Source organism: Streptomyces sp. NPDC050508 (genome assembly GCF_040655155.1).
Taxonomy (GTDB): domain Bacteria; phylum Actinomycetota; class Actinomycetes; order Streptomycetales; family Streptomycetaceae; genus Streptomyces.
Map to the genome: position 1 here is coordinate 447,173 of NZ_JBFAJJ010000006.1, position 18,935 is coordinate 466,107.

The 18,935-nt window shown below is 69.3% G+C and carries 12 protein-coding genes; 7 read left to right on the plus strand and 5 right to left on the minus strand.

What is annotated here, in order from left to right:
* Positions 1-71 precede the first annotated feature (71 nt).
* Together AB0I69_RS20300 and AB0I69_RS20305 are read left to right on the plus strand one after the other, a co-directional pair.
* Positions 72-1,730, plus strand: coding sequence for a M4 family metallopeptidase (locus AB0I69_RS20300; protein WP_363097009.1), 1,659 nt, complete (start codon positions 72-74; stop codon positions 1,728-1,730).
* An 82-nt stretch (positions 1,731-1,812) separates the two neighbouring features.
* Entirely contained in the window at positions 1,813-2,322 is a 510-nt protein-coding gene (locus AB0I69_RS20305) for a DUF1990 domain-containing protein (RefSeq protein WP_363097010.1), read from the plus strand.
* Positions 2,323-2,395: 73 nt separating this feature from the next.
* Here AB0I69_RS20305 and AB0I69_RS20310 read toward each other — a convergent pair whose 3' ends face one another.
* Positions 2,396-5,014 (minus strand): glycosyltransferase family 1 protein, encoded by a 2,619-nt coding sequence (locus AB0I69_RS20310; protein ID WP_363097011.1) that lies wholly within the window; start codon positions 5,012-5,014, stop codon positions 2,396-2,398.
* 304 nt (positions 5,015-5,318) lie between these two features.
* Here AB0I69_RS20310 and AB0I69_RS20315 point away from each other — a divergent pair, with 304 nt between their 5' ends.
* The 5 genes from AB0I69_RS20315 (at position 5,319) to glgB (ending at position 15,136) form a co-directional block, all read left to right on the plus strand.
* Positions 5,319-6,521 (plus strand): S8 family peptidase, encoded by a 1,203-nt coding sequence (locus tag AB0I69_RS20315; protein WP_363097012.1) that lies wholly within the window; start codon positions 5,319-5,321, stop codon positions 6,519-6,521.
* Between the two features lie 218 nt (positions 6,522-6,739).
* Positions 6,740-8,839: an alpha-1,4-glucan--maltose-1-phosphate maltosyltransferase gene (locus AB0I69_RS20320; RefSeq protein ID WP_363097013.1), complete on the plus strand. Its 2,100-nt coding sequence runs from the start codon at positions 6,740-6,742 to the stop codon at positions 8,837-8,839.
* A complete protein-coding gene (gene treS / locus AB0I69_RS20325; RefSeq protein WP_363097014.1) occupies positions 8,836-10,536 on the plus strand; it encodes a maltose alpha-D-glucosyltransferase in 1,701 nt (566 codons plus the stop codon). The genes AB0I69_RS20320 and treS overlap by 4 nt, the downstream gene beginning before the upstream one ends.
* A gap of 102 nt (positions 10,537-10,638) precedes the next feature.
* On the plus strand, positions 10,639-12,015 hold the full coding sequence (locus AB0I69_RS20330) for a phosphotransferase (protein ID WP_363097015.1): 1,377 nt from the start codon (positions 10,639-10,641) through the stop codon (positions 12,013-12,015).
* 46 nt (positions 12,016-12,061) lie between these two features.
* Positions 12,062-15,136 (plus strand): 1,4-alpha-glucan branching enzyme, encoded by a 3,075-nt coding sequence (glgB, locus tag AB0I69_RS20335; protein WP_363097016.1) that lies wholly within the window; start codon positions 12,062-12,064, stop codon positions 15,134-15,136.
* Between the two features lie 138 nt (positions 15,137-15,274).
* On the opposite strand, the gene AB0I69_RS20340 is transcribed toward glgB, so the two are convergent.
* The 4 genes from AB0I69_RS20340 to AB0I69_RS20355 form a co-directional block, all read right to left on the minus strand.
* A complete protein-coding gene (locus AB0I69_RS20340) occupies positions 15,275-17,509 on the minus strand; it encodes a UvrD-helicase domain-containing protein (RefSeq protein ID WP_363097125.1) in 2,235 nt (744 codons plus the stop codon).
* Positions 17,510-17,666: 157 nt separating this feature from the next.
* Positions 17,667-17,978, minus strand: coding sequence for a thioredoxin (gene trxA, locus AB0I69_RS20345; protein WP_363097126.1), 312 nt, complete (start codon positions 17,976-17,978; stop codon positions 17,667-17,669).
* A gap of 17 nt (positions 17,979-17,995) precedes the next feature.
* Positions 17,996-18,382 (minus strand): MerR family transcriptional regulator, encoded by a 387-nt coding sequence (locus AB0I69_RS20350; protein WP_019060807.1) that lies wholly within the window; start codon positions 18,380-18,382, stop codon positions 17,996-17,998.
* A 29-nt stretch (positions 18,383-18,411) separates the two neighbouring features.
* Positions 18,412-18,921: an Lrp/AsnC family transcriptional regulator gene (locus tag AB0I69_RS20355; RefSeq protein ID WP_363097017.1), complete on the minus strand. Its 510-nt coding sequence runs from the start codon at positions 18,919-18,921 to the stop codon at positions 18,412-18,414.
* Positions 18,922-18,935: the final 14 nt, after the last annotated feature.

Below are 18,935 nucleotides of genomic sequence, written 5' to 3' on the forward strand. Positions count from 1 at the left end.
AGCACAGCCAATTCACAATCGCTCCGGTCGGTAACCCCACGCCGTCCGGACTCCCCCACCGAGGAGCTTGCGTGACCCCCCTCTACGCGCGTCACAAGCGCACCACCCTGGCCATCGCCACCGCGGTAGCCGCAGGCGCACTGCTCGCCACCGGTGTCTCCACCGGCGCTTCCGCCCAGCCCGCCGCGGGCGCTAAGGCGCCTCTCGCCGCGGCCCCGATGGCCCTCTCCGCGTCCGCGCACATCGCGCTGATCAAGGAGAAGCAGGCCGACGTCGCCGCGACGGCCCAGCAGATAGGCCTCGGCACCAAGGAGAAGCTGGTCGTCAAGGACGTCGTCAAGGACGTCGACGGCACGCTCCACACCCGCTACGAGCGCACCTACGCGGGCCTCCCGGTCCTCGGTGGCGACCTGGTCGTCCACACCGCGCCGTCGGGCAAGACCGAGGGTGTCACCAAGGCACTGAAGGCGACCCTCAAGGTGGCCTCCCTGACGCCGAAGATCTCCACGGCGAAGGCCGAGAAGCAGGCGGTCACCGCCGCCAAGGCCGCCGGCTCCGCCAAGACCGCCGCCGATGGTGCCCGCAAGGTCATCTGGGCCGCCGACGGCACCCCCGTCCTGGCCTACGAGACGATCGTCGGCGGCCTCCAGGACGACGGCACCCCGAACCAGCTGCACGTCATCACCGACGCGGCCACCGGCAAGAAGCTCTTCGAGTACCAGGGCATCGAGAACGCCACCGGCACCGGCAAGACCCTCTACTCGGGCACGGTCAGCCTCACCACCTCGCTGTCGGGCACGACGTACTCGCTGACCGACGCCTCGCGCGGCAGCCACAAGACGTACAACCTGAAGCACACCACCAGCTCCGGCACCGGCACCCTGTTCACCAACACCACCAACTCGTGGGGCACCGGCGCCGCTTCGAGCTCCACCACCGACGTGACCGCCGCCGCGGACGCCGCCTACGGCGCCCAGGAGACGTGGGACTTCTACAAGGCCACGTTCGGCCGCAGCGGCATCAAGAACGACGGTGTCGGCGCCTACTCCCGCGTGCACTACGGCAGTTCGTACGTGAACGCGTTCTGGGACGACAGCTGCTTCTGCATGACCTACGGCGACGGGTCGAGCAACACCCACCCGCTGACCTCGCTGGACGTGGCGGGCCACGAGATGAGCCACGGCGTCACCGCCAACACCGCGGGCCTGGACTACAGCGGTGAGTCCGGCGGCCTGAACGAGGCGACCTCGGACATCATGGGCACCGGCGTCGAGTTCTACGCCAACAACTCGTCCGACGTCGGCGACTACCTCATCGGCGAGAAGATCAACATCAACGGCGACGGCACCCCGCTGCGCTACATGGACCAGCCCAGCAAGGACGGCGGCTCCGCCAACTACTGGTCCTCCTCGGTCGGCAACCTCGACGTGCACTACTCGTCGGGTGTCGCCAACCACTTCTTCTACCTCCTGTCCGAGGGCAGCGGCGCGAAGACGATCAACGGCGTGAGCTACAACTCGCCGACGTCCAACGGCGCCACGCTCGCCGGCATCGGCCGGGACAAGGCGCTGCAGATCTGGTACAAGGCGCTGACGACGTACTTCACGTCGACGACCAACTACAAGTCGGCCCGCACCGGCACGCTCAGCGCGGCGGCGGCTCTGTACGGCTCCAGCTCCGCCGAGTACGCCGCGGTGGCGGCGACCTGGACGGCCGTCAACGTCACCTGACACCAGGCGAGTTGACAGCTAAGCGGTAAGGGCGGTACCCGGAGCGAAGGCATCTCCGGGTACCGCCCTACTCTTGGGTTCCATGTCCTTCACGTACGACGACGTCGGCGCGACCCGCGAACGCGGCTTCTGCCCCCCGGGCTTCCACCCCCTGTATGTGCGCACGCGGATCGGCGAGGGCGAGAAGGTCTTCCGCCGGGCGTCCGAAGCGGTCCTGACCTGGGAACTGCACCGCGAGATGGGCGTAGGCATCGAGGCGAGCGCCGAAAAAGCGGCCCCCGGCGTAGACGTGACGGTCACCCTCGCCGGCCTCATCAAGGCCCCCTGCCGCGTCGTCTGGACGGTAGAGGAACACCGCAGGTCCGGCTGGGCCTACGGCACCCTCCCCGGCCACCCCGAATGCGGCGAGGAATCCTTCGTGGTCGACCGCACGGGCGACGGCACGGTCTGGCTGACGGTGTCGGCCTTCAGCCGCGGCGCCAAGTGGTACGCCCGGTTGGGCGGCCCGGCGACACGGGGGTTGCAGCACGCGTACGCGCGGCGGATCGGCAGCACGCTGCGGCAGATGTGCGCGCCGTATTCGGAGGTATGAGCGGGCCCACCCGCGCCCCTTTAGGGGCGCGGGGAACTGCGCGACCAGCCACAACGGACCCGCAGCCGAAGAACTACCGCATCAACACCCCGGCCCCTTCAACCCCGTCCTCCAAAGGCACCGCCACCAACCCCAACTCCGCACTGGACGCCAGCAGTCGGTGCGCAGGCAGAATGCGGACCGTATAGCCGTAGGGCCCGGTGCGATCAAGGGCAAGCGGCCCCTCGTACAACCAGTGCCCCTCCGAATCCGGCCCCCCCGCCGGCTTCAGGGGCACCGTCGCCGCATCCCCGATCCGATCCTCCGGGTCCACCCGCCCGGACACCGCCTGCACTTCGACGTCATCCGGAGCAAGCCCGGCCAGCCCCACCCGCACCCGCAGGTTCAGCGTCGTACCGAGTTCCGCAGTGGCCGTAGCCGCAGACGTCTCCACGTGGTCGACGGTCACCCCGTGCCAGGCAGCCCGCACCCGCCCCTTCCACGCGGCCAGTTCACGCGCCGCGTCCGGGGTCATCGCGCGATGGGCGTGCGCGGCGGGGGCGTACAGCCGCTCCACGTACTCCCGGACCATGCGCCCCGCCAGCACCTTCGGGCCCAGCAACGTCAGTGTCTGGCGGACCATCTCGATCCAACGGTCCGGCAGACCGTCCTGACCGCGTTCGTAGAAGCGCGGGGTGACACGCTGCTCCAGGAGGTCATAGAGCGCGGCGGCCTCCACGTCGTCCCGGTGGTCGGGGTCCGTGCCGGTGCCGTCCGCCGTGGGGATGGCCCAGCCGAAGTCGGGCTGGAACCACTCGTCCCACCAGCCGTCCAGGACCGAGAGGTTGAGGCAGCCGTTCAGGGCCGCCTTCATGCCGCTCGTGCCGCAGGCCTCCAGCGGGCGGAGCGGGTTGTTGAGCCAGATGTCGCAGCCGGGGTACAGCTTCTGCGCCATCGCCATGCCGTAGTCGGGCAGGAAGACGATGCGGTGCCGGACGCGCGGGTCGTCCGCGAACTTCACCAACTCCTGGACCAGGCGCTTGCCGCCGTCGTCCGCCGGGTGCGCCTTGCCCGCCACCACGATCTGGATCGGATGGTCGGGGTGCAGGAGCAGATCCATCAGCCGGTCGCGGTCGCGCAGCATCAACGTCAGGCGCTTGTACGACGGGACCCGGCGCGCGAATCCGATCGTGAGGACGTCGGGGTCGAGGACGCCGTCGATCCAGCCCAACTCGGCTGATCCGGCGCCGCGTTGACGCCAGGAGGCACGCAGCCGCTCCCGTACCTCCACGACCAGCTGCTCACGCAGGTCGCGGCGCAGCTCCCAGATGTCCTGGTCCGGGATCTCCGCGACCGCGTCCCAGCGGTCCGAACCGCCCACCGTCAGCGCGTCCTCGGTGCGCTGGGCGCCGATCTGCCGCGCCCCGAGCCGGAACACCTCGGGGGCGACCCACGTCGGCGCGTGCACCCCGTTGGTCACGGAGGTGATCGGCACCTCCTCGGCGTCGAATCCCGGCCAGAGACCGGAGAACATCTCGCGGCTCACCTGGCCGTGCAACAGCGAGACGCCGTTGGCCCGTTGGCCCAGCCGCAGGCCCATCACGGCCATGTTGAAGAGGTTCGGCTCGCCGCCCGGGTAGGTCTCCATGCCGAGGCTCAGGATGTGCTGGACGTCCATGCGCGGGAGTTCGGCCTCGGGACCGAAGTGGGTGGCCACCAACTCCCGGTCGAAGCGGTCGATTCCGGCCGGGACGGGCGTGTGCGTGGTGAATACCGTGCCGGCCCGCACCGCCTCCAGGCCCGCGTCGAAGTCCAGCCCCGCGTCGCAGAGTTCGGCGATCCGTTCCAGGCCGAGGAAGCCGGCGTGCCCCTCGTTCGTGTGGAACACCTCGGGCTCGGGGTGACCGGTGAGGCGACAGTACGTCCGTACCGCCCGTACACCCCCTATGCCGAGCAACATCTCCTGCAGCAGCCGGTGTTCGCTGCCGCCGCCGTAGAGGACGTCGGTCACGCTGCGTTCGCCGAGGTCGTTCTCCTCGACGTCGGAGTCGAGCATCAACAGCGGTACCCGGCCGACCTGTGCCAGCCAGACGCGGGCGCGCAGCGAACGGCCACCCGGCAGGGCCAGGGAGACCTGGGCCGGGGAGCCGTCGTCCTCCCTCAGCAACGCCACGGGGAGTTCGTTGGGGTCGAGGACCGGATAATGCTCCTGCTGCCAGCCGTCCCGGGACAACGACTGCCGGAAGTAGCCATGCCGGTAGAGGAGGCCGACGCCGATCAGTGGTACGCCGAGGTCACTGGCCGATTTGAGATGGTCGCCGGCGAGGATGCCGAGGCCGCCGGAGTACTGCGGCAGGGCGGCCGTCACGCCGAACTCGGGTGAGAAGTAGGCGACGGCGGCGGGCAGTTCACCGGACTGGGTCTGGTACCAGCGGTCGCCGCCCACATAGTCGGCGAGATCACCGGCGACCTCGGTGAGCCGGCGCAGGAAGCGGTGGTCTTCGGCCAGCTCGGCGAGCCGCTCGCCCGACACGCTGCCGAGGAGTCGTACGGGATCGTGTTCCGAGGCGGCCCAGTGCTCGGGATCGACGGACTGGAAGAGATCACGGGTGTCGGCGTGCCAGGACCAGCGCAGGTTTCGCGCCAGATCGCTGAGAGGCCGGAGGGGTTCGGGGAGGACGGGACGGACGGTGAATCGACGGATCGCCTTCACAGCTCCACCTCGGCGCGTTCGCTGGATGACACACGGCTATGTGCGTCGTCGTCTCTGATGAAGGTACCGGTGATGGTGTGGGCGTTGCTGGGGGCTTCGCCCCCAGACCCCCCCATCGGCCTGAACGGCCTCGTCCTCAAACGCCGGACGGGCTGGATTTTGCCGACCTGGGCTGGAGGGGAACCGACCTGCACTGAAGAAGTTGAACCGTCCTGTACTGAAAAGGCGCCCTCATGCGCCCTTGTGGTGCTTCGCACCTCACGAGAGGCTGCCCAGTGGAGAGTTGAAGGAGGGGAACTCGACCATGGCACGGACGCGCACGCGGCGTCTGCGCCGGGCGGGGGGTCTGACCGCGGTCACCACTGTCGTGGTGTTTTCGGCCATCACCCTGCCCGCGCACGCCGCATCGGAGGGGACCATACTCGGCGCCGGTGAACCCGGCTCCGTCAGCGGTAGCTACCTGGTGACACTCAAGGGGGGAACAAAGGCTCCGTCGGCCGCCGGAAAGGGCCTGGCCGAGAAATACGGGGCGAAAATAAGCCACACCTACGGCACGGCTCTCAACGGCTACGCCATAGAGGCGAACGAGAGACAGGCGAGACTCCTCGCGGCGGACTCCCAGGTCGCCTCGGTCGCCCAGGACACCCGGATCACCCTGGACCGGGTCCAGCTCAACCCGCCGTCCTGGGGCCTGGACCGTCTCGACCAGGCGAGTCTGCCGCTGAGCAAGAGCTACACCTCGCCGGCGTCCGGGGGCAGCGGGGTGACGGTGTACGTGATCGACACCGGCATCCGCATCACCCACAAGGACTTCGGCGGCCGGGCGAGCTACGGCTGGGACTTCGTCGACAACGACGCCACCGCCCAGGACGGCAACGGCCACGGCACCCACGTCGCCGGCACGATCGCGGGCACCACGTACGGCGTCGCCAAGAAGGCCGAGGTGGTCGCCGTACGGGTCCTGGACGACGCCGGAGCCGGTACGACCTCGCAGGTCATCGCCGGTATCGACTGGGTCACCCGGCACGCGCACAAACCGGCGGTCGCCAACCTCAGCCTGGGCGGCTACCACAACGCCCAGCTGGACGCGGCCGTACGCAACTCGATCGCCTCCGGTGTCACGTACACGGTCGCGGCGGGCAACGACGGGCTGTCGGCAGGCCTGTACTCCCCCGCGGACGTCAAGGAGGCCATCACGGTCGGCGCCACCGACAAGAACGACGCCCGGGCGGCCTTCTCGAACTTCGGCCCGGCCGTCGACCTGTTCGCCCCGGGCGTCTCGATCACCTCCGCGTCGAACGTGAGCGACACGGGGAAGGCGACCTTCTCCGGTACGTCGATGGCGTCCCCGCACGCGGCCGGCGCGGCGGCGGTCTATCTTTCCGGCCACCCGCGTGCCACACCGGCACAGGTGTCCAAGGCGCTCGTCGCGGGGGCGGTTTCCGGCAAGGTGTCCGGCGAGGGGCTCGGTTCGCCGGACAAAATCCTGCAGGTACCGCGGTCGTAGTGCGAGAGTGTCGGGACCGGCCCCGTTCGACCAGGACGGGGCCGGATCTTTTGTGGAGACCTACGTGTAAGTAGTTGGCAACCTGCCGGATTGCTCACCCGAATAGGGTGGGAAGGCTCCACCGGTACACCCCCAGACGCACCCCGGGATCTCCTTCGCAGGACCCACCTCCCCACATCCATCCGCCCACACCCACGTTGACGCGGACAGGAGCGGTCATGCCCGCCACGCACCACTCGTCAGCACCCCCGACACCCGGCACGGACACGCCCCCCGTGCGCCCTGCCGGCACAGCACCACCCGCCCCGGAGCCACCCTCCGCGGACGGCACGTCCCCCGGCATCGGACGCATCCCCGTCCTCGATGTCCGGCCGGTCGTCCAGCACGGCCACCGGTCCGCCAAGGCGGTCACCGGTGAGGCGTTCGAGGTCTCGGCCATCGTCTTCCGCGAGGGCCACGACGCGGTCGCCGCCAACGCCGTCCTCTACGACCCGGACGGCCGCCCCGGCCCGTGGACCCCGATGCGGGAGCTCGCCCCCGGCAGCGACCGCTGGGGCGCCACCGTCACGCCCGGCGCACCCGGCCGGTGGACCTACACCGTGGAGGCATGGAGCGACCCGGTCGCCACCTGGCGCCACCACGCCCGGATCAAGATCCCGGCCGGCATGGACACGGACCTGGTCCTGGAGGAGGGCGCGCGGCTCCACGAACGCGCCATCACCGGGGTACCGAAGGGCAAGGGCCTCCGGCCCGTCCTCCGCACCGCCGTCACCGCCCTCCGCGACGAGACCCGCCCGGCCGCGTCCCGCCTCGCCGCCGCGCTGACGCCGGAGGTGGACGGGGTGCTGGCCAAGTACCCGTTGCGGGAACTGGTCACGGCCTCCGAGCCCCGGCCGCTTCTCGTCGAGCGGGAACGGGCCCTCTACGGCGCCTGGTACGAGTTCTTCCCGCGCTCCGAGGGCACTCCGGCCCAGCCCCACGGCACGTTCCGTACGGCCGCGAAACGCCTGGACGGCATCGCCGCGATGGGCTTCGACGTCGTCTACCTGCCGCCGATCCATCCGATCGGGAGCACCTTCCGCAAGGGGCCGAACAACACCCTGTCAGCAGGGCGTGAGGACGTCGGCGTGCCGTGGGCGATCGGTTCGCCGGAGGGCGGCCACGACGCGATCCACCCCCAGCTGGGCACCCTGGAGGACTTCGACGCGTTCGTCGCCCGGGCCGCCGAACTGAGCATGGAGATCGCGCTCGACTTCGCGCTCCAGTGCTCCCCCGACCACCCCTGGGTGGACAAGCACCCGGAGTGGTTCCACCACCGCCCCGACGGGACGATCGCGTACGCGGAGAACCCGCCGAAGAAGTACCAGGACATCTACCCGATCGCCTTCGACCGGGACCTCGACGGCCTGATCACCGAGACCGTCCGCGTGCTGCGGCACTGGATGGACCACGGGGTGCGGATCTTCCGCGTCGACAACCCGCACACCAAGCCGGTCGTGTTCTGGGAGCGGGTGATCGCGGACATCAACGGCACCGACCCGGACATCATCTTCCTGGCCGAGGCCTTCACCCGCCCCGCGATGATGCACACCCTCGCGCAGATCGGGTTCCAGCAGTCGTACACCTACTTCACCTGGCGCAACACGAAGGACGAACTCACCGAGTACCTCACCGAGTTGTCGGGCGAGGCGGCCGCCTACATGCGGCCGAACCTCTTCGTGAACACCCCCGACATCCTGCACGAGTTCCTCCAGGACGGCGGCCGACCCGCCTTCGAACTGCGAGCGGTACTAGCCGCGACGCTCTCCCCGACGTGGGGGGTGTACAGCGGGTATGAGTTGTGCGAGAACACCCCGTTGCGGCCGGGGAGCGAGGAGTATCTCGACTCGGAGAAGTACCAACTCCGTCCCCGCGACTGGGTGTCGGCCGAGCGAGAAGGACGTAGCATCGCGCCATTGCTGGGCAAGCTCAACGACATCCGGCGCCGCAGCCCGGCGTTGCGGCAGTTGCGCGACCTCCACTTCCACGATGTGGATCAGGAGGCGGTGATCGCGTACTCGAAGCGGAGCGGTTCGAACACGGTTCTGGTGGTCGCGAACCTCGACCCTCACCACACCCAGGAGGCCACGGTCTCGTTGGACATGCCGCAACTCGGCCTGGAATGGCACGAGTCGGTGCCGGTGCGCGACGAGCTCACCGGCGAGACCTATCACTGGGGCAGGGCCAACTATGTGCGCCTGGAGCCGGGTAACCGGCCCGCACACATCCTCACCGTCCTGCGACCGTCCCCGCAGATCGGAGGGTCACCCACAATATGATCGTCAACGAGCCCGTCCCGGACACCTTCGAGGACACTCCCGCCAAGGACCGGGACCCCGAGTGGTTCAAACGCGCCGTCTTCTACGAGGTCCTGGTCCGCTCCTTCCAGGACAGCAACGGCGACGGCGTCGGTGACCTCAAGGGCATCACCGCCAAACTCGACTACCTCCAGTGGCTCGGCGTCGACTGCCTCTGGCTACCGCCGTTCTTCAAATCACCGCTGCGCGACGGCGGTTACGACGTCTCCGACTACACCGCCGTCCTCCCCGAGTTCGGCGACCTGGCGGACTTCGTGGAGTTCGTCGACTCCGCCCACCAGCGGGGCATGCGGGTCATCATCGACTTCGTCATGAACCACACCAGCGACCAGCACCCGTGGTTCCAGGAGTCCAGGAAAGACCCCGACGGCCCCTACGGCGACTACTACATGTGGGCCGACGACGACAAGCAGTACCCCGACGCCCGCATCATCTTCGTCGACACCGAAGCCTCCAACTGGACCTTCGACCCGGTCCGCAAGCAGTACTTCTGGCACCGCTTCTTCTCCCACCAACCGGACCTCAACTACGAGAACCCGGCCGTGCAGGAAGAGATCATCTCGGCGCTGAAGTTCTGGCTGGACCTGGGCATCGACGGCTTCCGCCTGGACGCGGTGCCGTACCTGTTCGCGGCCGAGGGCACCAACTGCGAAAACCTTCCGGCAACCCACGAGTTCCTCCGCCGGGTGCGCAAGGAGATCGACGCGCAGTACCCCGACACGGTGGTGCTGGCGGAGGCGAACCAGTGGCCCGAGGACGTCGTCGACTACTTCGGCGACTACCAGAGCGGCGGGGACGAATGCCACATGGCGTTCCACTTCCCGGTGATGCCGCGGATCTTCATGGCCGTACGCCGGGAGTCCCGCTACCCCGTCTCGGAGATCCTCGCCAAGACCCCGGCGATCCCGTCCGGTTGCCAGTGGGGAATTTTCCTCCGCAACCACGACGAGTTGACCTTGGAAATGGTCACCGACGAGGAACGCGACTACATGTGGGCCGAGTACGCGAAGGACCCGCGTATGCGCGCCAACATCGGAATCCGGCGGCGCCTGGCCCCCCTGCTCGACAACGACCGCAACCAGATCGAGCTGTTCACAGCCCTGCTGCTCTCCCTCCCCGGCTCGCCGATCCTCTACTACGGCGACGAGATCGGCATGGGCGACAACATCTGGCTCGGCGACCGCGACGCCGTCCGCACGCCGATGCAGTGGACACCGGATCGCAACGCAGGTTTTTCGTCCTGTGACCCCGGCCGGCTGTCGCTGCCGACCATCATGGACCCCGTCTACGGCTACCAGGTCACCAACGTCGAGGCGTCGATGTCGTCGCCCTCGTCGCTGCTGCACTGGACGCGCCGCATGATCGAGATCCGTAAGCAGAACCTGGCGTTCGGCCTCGGCTCGTACCGGGAACTGCCCTCGTCGAATCCGGCGGTGATCGCGTTCCTGCGCGAGTACGAGGACGACCTCGTCCTGTGCGTGAACAACTTCTCCCGGTTCGCGCAGCCGACGGAACTGGACCTGCGGGCGTTCAATGGGAGGCATCCGGTCGAACTGTTCGGCGGGGTGCGCTTTCCGGCCGTAGGAGAGCTGCCGTACTTGCTGACGCTGGCGGGCCACGGCTTCTACTGGTTCCGGCTCCGCAAGGAAGCCGCCTAGAACGGACCCTTCGGGGCGGGGCGGTTTCGGTTTCCCCCGCCCCGCCCGGGGCACGCAACAGTGACACCCCGACCCACCCCCGGGGAAAGGAATGTGACACCTATGGCGGAGACTGTCACAATTTCCGGCCGGACCAGTCCCGGCCCCGGCCTCCTCGCGTCCCTCGACCCCCTCCTGCGGGAGTGGCTGCCGAGGCAACGGTGGTTCGCGGGCAAAGGCCGTCCCGTCACGGGTTTCTCGCTGGTGGCGGCGACGGAGCTGCTTCCGGTGGACGGCCCGCTGGGCCTCTTCCACCTCCTGGTCCGCGCTCACCAGTCCCCCGCCCCGGGCGACTGCTACCAACTCCTCATAGGCGTGCGCGAGGCGCTGCCACCCAGGCTCGCGCCCGCGCTGATCGGACATGTGGAGGAGGGCCCGCTCGCCGGACACACGGTGTACGAGGCCCTGTACGACCCCCGGCCCGCCGAGGTGCTCCTGGAGGCGCTGCGCACCCAGGCCCGCATCAGCGGGCTGCGCTTCGAACGGGCCCCGGACGCCCCGGACATCGGCTCCGGCCTGACCCCGCGCCTGATGACCGCCGAGCAGTCCAACTCGTCGGTCGTCTACGGCGATACGTTCATCCTGAAGCTGCTGCGCAGGATCGTGCCCGGCACCAACCCCGACCTGGAACTCCCGCTGGCCCTGGCGCTGGAGGGCTGCCCCCGGGTACCCGCGCCGACGGCGTGGCTACGGGCGGAGTTCGCCGACGAGCCGTACGTCCTGGGAGTCCTCCAACCCTTCGTGCAGGGCGCGGCCGACGGCTGGGAACTGGCGCTGCGGGAGCTGGCCAAGGGTGAGGACTTCGCGGCGGAGGCGCGGGCGCTGGGCAGGGCCACGGCGGAGGTGCACGTGGCGTTGGCGCGAGCGCTGCCGACGACGACGTTGGGCCGCGTCCAACTGGAACTGCTGGTGAGCGGCATGACCGAGCGTCTCGATGCGGCGGCGCAGGCGGTGCCCGCGCTGCGGCCGTACGCGCCCGGTCTGCACTCGGCGTTCTCGGCACTGGCCGACCTGGCCGCCGAGGGCCACACATGGACGGCCCAGCGCATCCACGGCGACCTGCACCTCGGCCAGTGCCTGCACTCGCCGTCCGGGGAATGGTCCCTGATCGACTTCGAGGGCGAACCGTCCAGGCCCCTGGCGGAACGCCGTATGCCGCAGCCTCCGGTGCGGGACATCGCGGGGATGCTCCGTTCCTTCGACTACGCGGCCCACTCGACGACCCCGCCGGCACCGGGCTGGGCGGGGACGTGCCGGGCGGCGTACTGCTCGGGCTACGCGGAAGTGACCGGCGTGGACCCCCGCACCGACCCCGTCCTCCTCCGCGCGTACGAGACGGACAAGGCGATCTACGAAGTCCTCTACGAGGCCCGCCACCGCCCCGACTGGCTCCCGGTCCCCCTGTCCGCGGTACGCCGCCTCGCCAACCCCACCACCTGACCCACCCGACCTCACCTCACCTCACCTCGCCCAGGAGGCCCTACCCGTGACCCCGCGTCCCCCGTCCAACGGCCCGGATCCGAAGCCGAAGAAGAAGGCCACCGATGCTGCGAAGAAGGCTGCGGGTGAGAAGGCGACGGTCAAGGGGGCTGCGGCTGAGGGGGCGGCCGTGAAGAAGGCGGCGAAGAAGAAGACGGGCGGGACGAAAAAGGCCGGCACGAAGAAGGCGGCGGCGAAGAACGCCGTGGCGAAGACTGGTTCGGCGGACGAGACCTCGGCGACAAGAGCTGCGACGGAGAAGGCCATGACGAAGACGGGCGCCGCGAAGACAGGTGTGGCGAAGAGGACGAACGTGACGGCGAAGGTCCCGGCGGAGACAGGCTCAGCGGAGACGGGTTCGGCAGAAGAAGTCGCGGCGGTGACGGGCAGCACGAGGAAGGCCGTGACCAAGAAGGCCGCAGCCAAGAAGGGCGCCGGAAAGAAGAGCTCGTCGAAGAAGGGCCTGGCCAGGAAGACGATCGCGGCCGACGAGAAGTCCACACGGAGGACAGTGACCGCCGACACGGGCATGGATTCAGAGGCTGCTTCTCCCGAACCGGAGAAGGCGGATTCTCCCGCAATGGAGAGGGCCGGCTCTTCCGCACCGGAGCAGACGGCTGCCGCCCCCGAGACCGTGTCCACCCCGGAACCGGGCCCCACCTCGGAGCCGGCCATGCCGCCGATGCCGGCCGAGGCCGCAGAGCCGACCACGTCCTCGACCGCGCGCACCGCACCAGCTCCGGCCGTATCGCCGACTCCGGCCGACACCTCGGAGCCAGCCACACCGCTGCCCCCGTCCAACGGCCCAGAGCCGACCACGCCTCCGAACCCGCCCACACCCTCCGCACCGAACACCCCCACCCCCAGCTCCACTCCCACCCCCTCGGACATCGCCGTCTCCCCCGCCCTCGACGCCACAGACCGCGACCGGCTGCTCCGCGGAACCCACCACGCCCCCCACTCCGTACTCGGCGCCCATCCGGTCCCCGGCGGTGTCGCGTTCCGGGTGTTCCGGCCGTTCGCGCTGGGGGTGACCGTCGTGGCCGGGCAGTTGAAGGCCGAGTTGCACGATGACGGGGACGGGTTCTTCTCGGGGCTGCTCCCCCTGCGGGGCGTGCCGGAGTACCGGCTGGACGTGGCGTACGAGGGCACCGTCCAGGACACCGAGGACGCGTACCGTTTCCTGCCCGCGCTCGGTGATCTGGACCTGCACCTGATCGGCGAGGGCCGGCACGAGGAGCTGTGGCAGGCGCTCGGGGCGCGGCCGATGACGCATCAGGGAGTCACCGGCACCCGCTTCACCGTGTGGGCGCCGGACGCCCAAGGGGTGCGCGTCGCCGGCACGTTCAACTTCTGGGACGGAACAGGCGCCCCGATGCGCTCGCTCGGCGGCACCGGTGTCTGGGAACTGTTCATGCCGGGCATCGGCGAGGGCGAACTGTACAAGTTCGAGATCACCCGGCCCGACGGTTCGAAGACGATGCGCGCCGACCCGATGGCCCGCCGCACCGAGGTCCCGCCGAGCACCTCCTCGATCGTCACCGCCTCGCACTACGAGTGGAACGACGCCGAGTGGATCGCCCAACGACCCGAAGTCCCGGCCCACGAGGCGCCGTTCTCCGTCTACGAGATGCATCTCGCCTCCTGGCGCCCCGGCTTGACGTACCGCCAGCTCGCCGAGCAACTCCCCGCCTACATCAAGGACTTGGGCTTCACCCATGTCGAGCTGATGCCGGTGGCCGAGCATCCCTTCGGCGGTTCCTGGGGCTACCAGGTCACCGGCTTCTACGCCCCGACCGCCCGCCTCGGCACCCCCGACGACTTCAAGTTCCTGGTCGACGCGCTGCACCAGGCCGGTATCGGCGTCCTCATGGACTGGGTACCGGCCCACTTCCCGCGCGACGACTGGGCGTTGGCCGAGTTCGACGGCCGCCCCCTGTACGAGCACGAGGACCCGCTCCGGGCCGCGCACCCCGACTGGGGCACCCTGGAGTTCGACTTCGGGCGCCGCGAGGTCCGCAACTTCCTTGTGGCGAACGCCGTCTACTGGTGCGAGGAGTTCCACATCGACGGCCTGCGCGTGGACGCGGTCGCCTCGATGCTCTACCTCGACTACTCACGCGAGCCGGACCAGTGGACCCCGAACGAGCACGGCGGCCGGGAGAACCTCGACGCGGTCGCCTTCCTCCAGGAGATGAACGCGACGGTGTACCGCAGGGTGCCCGGTGTCGTGACGATCGCCGAGGAGTCCACCGCCTGGGACGGCGTCACGCGCGCCACGCACCACATCGGCCCCGGCGGATTCGGCGGCCTGGGCTTCGGGTTGAAGTGGAACATGGGCTGGATGCACGACTCGCTCGACTACATGTCGCACGAGCCCGTCCACCGCAAGTTCCACCACCACGAGATGACGTTCTCCATGGTGTACGCCTACAGCGAGAACTACGTCCTCCCCATCTCCCACGACGAAGTCGTCCACGGCAAACGCTCGTTGGTGTCCAAGATGCCCGGCGACTGGTGGCAGCAACGCGCCAACCACCGCGCCTACCTCGCCTTCATGTGGGCCCACCCCGGCAAGCAACTCCTCTTCATGGGCCAGGAGTTCGCCCAGGGCGCGGAGTGGTCGGAAACCCACGGCCCCGACTGGTGGCTCCTGGACCCGGCGTACGGCGCCGAAGCAGACCACCGAGGCGTACGCGACCTCGTCCGCGACCTCAACACGGTGTACCGCCACACCCCCGCCCTCTGGCAACTCGACACCGACCCGGCCGGCTTCCAGTGGGTCACGGGCGACGCCGCCGAGGACAACATCCTCGCCTTCCTCCGCTACGACGCCGACGGCTCCCCCCTCCTCGCCATCAGCAACTTCTCCCCCGTCGTCCGCCACGACTACCGCCTCGGCGTCCCCGACGACATCCCCGCCTGGCACGAAGCCCTCAACACGGACACCGCCCGCTACGGCGGCGGCGACGTCACCAACCCCGACCCCATCAAGCCCGAACCCCAACCGTGGCACGGCCGCCCGACCAGCATCCGAGTGACGTTGCCCCCACTGGCGACGGTGTGGCTGCGGCCTGCGTAGGCGTTGTAAGTGCCGGTCGGCAAAATCCAGCCCGTTGGGGGTCCCCCCTCTGGGGGAGTTTGAGGACGAGGCCCCTTCAGGGCCGATGGGGGTCTGGGGGCGCAGCCCCCAGGACGCCCACACCAACACCGCCCACCATCACACCGCCCCCGCTCCGGCCAAGCTCAGCGGCAGCGAACCCGTATGCAACACCCCCAACCTCTGCGTCGCCCGAGTCAACGCAACGTACAGATCACTCGTCCCATACCGCCCCGGCTCGACAACCAACACCGAGTCGAACTCCAACCCCTTGGCCTGCCGAGGATCAAGCAGAACGACACTCCGCGTCAGATCCGGCTCCGCACCCGCCGTCACCCCGTCCAGCCGCGCAGCCAACCTCCGATGCAGATCCCGCGGCGCGATAACGGCCAACCGCCCCTCGGAGGGGGCGAGTTCACTCACGGCCTTGGCCACCGCACCCGGCAGATCATCAGTGGCCCGCACCCAGGGCCGCACGCCAGTGGCCCGTACCGAACTCGGCGGCTCGAACCCCGGATTCTCCGCGCGGACGACCGCCGCCGCGAGGTCCATGATCTCGGCGGGGGTGCGGTAGTTGACACCGAGACGGCGGTGGTCGAAGCGGTCCTCGACATACGGGGCGAGGATCTCCGACCACGAGCCGACGCCCGCCGCTTCCGCCGTCTGCGCAGGGTCACCGACCAGCGTCATCGACCGCGTAGGACTCCGCCGCATCAACAACCGCCAGGCCATCGGCGAGAGTTCCTGCGCCTCGTCGACGATGATGTGCCCGAACGCCCAGGTCCGGTCCGCCGCCGCACGCTCGGCAGCACTCCGGTGATCCTCCTCCTCATGACGCTCCGCGAAGCGTTCCGCGTCGATGATGTCGTGCGCGGACAGCACCTCGGAGCCCTCGGGGTCACCCTCCTCCTTGTCCTCGAACTCGAAGGTCCGGGAGGCGAAGGACACGTCCAACACGCCCTGCGCGAACGACACTTGCTCCTCCCGCTCGCGCTGCGCCCGCGCCCGCCGCACCCGGTCGTCCCGTCCGAGGAGTTCCGCGGCCTCGTCGAGCAGCGGTACGTCCGCCACGGTCCACTCGCGCGTCACCGGGCGGCGGATGGCGTCCGCGTCGTCGTCGGAGACGTAGCCCACGGGGTCGGCGAGGAAGTCCGCGACGAGGTACTGCGGGGTCAGCCGCGGCCACAACTGGTCGATGGCGGCCCAGACTTCGGGGTTCTCGGCGAGTTCGTCACGGATCTGGGTGATGTCGCTGGGGTCGAGCAGGTTGCTGCCGTCGAAGGGGTCGGTGCCGATGCGTTCGGCGACCATCTCGGTGAGCGTGTTGAGGATGTGGCCTTCGAAGTGCTCCCGGGCCTCGTTGTGCGGGAGTTGGGCCTCACGGGCGCGGTCCCGGGCCACCCGTACCAGGCCGTCGTCGAGCATGAGGATCTCGCGGTCGTGCTCGATCGCGATCACCGGGTCGGGCAGCGACTGCCAGTCGCGTACGACCGCGGCGAGGACGTCGGCCATGTCGGCGCGGCCCTTCACGGAGGCCGCCGCCCGGCTGTCGGTCGCCGTCGCCCTCACTCCCGGGAACAGCTCGCCGACGGTCGCCAGCAGCACTCCGGTCTCGCCGAGGGAGGGCAGCACCTCGCCGATGTAGCCGAGGAACGCGGGGTTCGGGCCGACGATGAGGACGGCGCGCTTGGCGAGCAACTCCCGGTGTTCGTAGAGGAGATACGCGGCCCGGTGCAGCGCGACGGCCGTTTTGCCGGTGCCGGGGCCGCCCTCGACGACAAGCACCCCGCGATAGGGCGCCCGGATGATCTCGTCCTGTTCGGCCTGGATGGTCTGCACGATGTCGCTCATCCGGCCGGTGCGCGCGGAGTTGAGCGCGGCGAGCAGGACCGCGTCGCCGCTCGGGTCCTCGTGGCCGGTGCGGGTGGCGTCGCCGAGGTCGAGGATCTCGTCGTGCAGGGCGGTGACGCGGCGCCCGTCGGTGGTGAGGTGCCGGCGGCGGCGCAGGCCCATCGAGGTGTGGCCGGTGGCCAGGTAGAAGGGGCGTGCGACGTCGGCCCGCCAGTCGATCAGGATCGGGGTGAGGTCGGCGTCGTCGGAGCGGATGCCGATGCGGCCGATGTGGTGGCTGACGCCGGAGGTCAGGTCGATCCGGCCGAAGCAGAGCGAGCCGTCCACGGCGTTCAGCGCGGCGAGCAGCCCCGAGCGCTCGGCGACCAGGATGTCCCGCTCCAGCCGGGCCTGCATGGGTGTGTTGCCCTGCCCGAGCGCGTCCGTGACGGAGTCCTCGGTGGCACCGCGCAGCACGTCCACGCGTGCGTACAGACCGTCGATGAATTCCTGCTCACCGTGAATTTCATCGCTGTTTGACAATTCCACTCCCGGACCTATATACTGTGCTCACTGAGCCTCTTTGCGACTCAATTCCCGTGAAGTCGCGAACCATTGAATATACGCAAAGAAATCCCCCGAGCGCAATTGCTCGGGGGATTTCTTTGCGTATGGGTCGGACTCACAGCACGTCGGAGAGCTCCTCCAGCAGCCGGCGCTTGGGCCGGGCCCCCACCATCGCCTTCACCGGCTCACCGCCCCGGAACACCATGAACGTGGGCATCGACAGAACCTTGTAGGCGTTCGTGGTCTCCGGGTTCTGGTCGACGTTCAGCTGCACCACTTTCAGCCGATCCGCCTCCTCGGTGGCGAGGGCGCGCAGCACCGGTGCCATCTGCCGGCACGGAGGACACCAGTCCGCCGTGAACTCCACCAGCACCGGCAACTCGGCCCCGATCACCTCTTCCGCGAAATTCTCGTCCGTCACTTCCATTACGTGCGTCACGTCGATCACAGTTCATGCCCTCCCAGTTCGCACAATGGTGGTGGCTCCTCGACCGTCGCCAGCCGTACCCCGATCTCCGCCCGCACCGCCTGCAACTCCCCGATCAGGGAATCCAGTTCGGCCAGCTTCCGCCGGTAGACCGCGAGCGACGCCGGGCACGAGTCGCCCTCCGGGTGCCCGGCCCGCAGACACTCCACGAAGGGCCGCGTCTCCTCCAGGTCGAACCCGAAGTCCTGCAAGGTCCTGATCTGCCTGAGCAGCTTCAGGTCAGCCTCGTCGTACGTCCGGTACCCGTTGCCGCCCCGCCGCGCGGGCAGCAGCCCCCGCGACTCGTAGTACCGCAACGCCCGCGTCGTGGTCCCGGCCCGCGCGGCCAGCTCGCCGATTCGCATGTCTACGACGGTAATCCTTGACGTCGGCGTCAGGGCAACAGCGGTTTCCGCTCCACCGGGGAGGTCAGCACGACGGACGTCGTGGTGCGCCCGAGCGCGGAGACCGCTTCGAGGACTTCCTCCAGGTGGACGGTGTCCCGGACGGCGACCTTGAGGATCCAGCAGTCCTCACCGACGACATGGTGCACCTCGGTGATCTCGGGCCGCTCGATCAGGTCCAGGGTCCTGGGGTGCTTCAGGGTGTAGCCGCCGTGCGGGTCGACCCGGATGAACGCCTGGATGCCGTAGCCGAGCCGGCCGGGGACGACATGGGCGCCGTAGCCGCTGATCACGCCCGCGGCCTCCAGTCGGCGCACCCGCTCGGTGACCGCCGCAGGGCTCAGCCGGACCTGTCGCCCCAGCTCGCTGAGCTTGATCCGGCCGTCGGTCTGGAGGAGGTGGAGGATCTGCCGGTCCACCGCGTCGAAGGCCACCGGTGTTTCGGCGGCGACGGCTCGCGGATGCCGTGGTTCTTTCGGTGCGGTGGCCTGAACTCCCATGTCTCCCCCTTCAG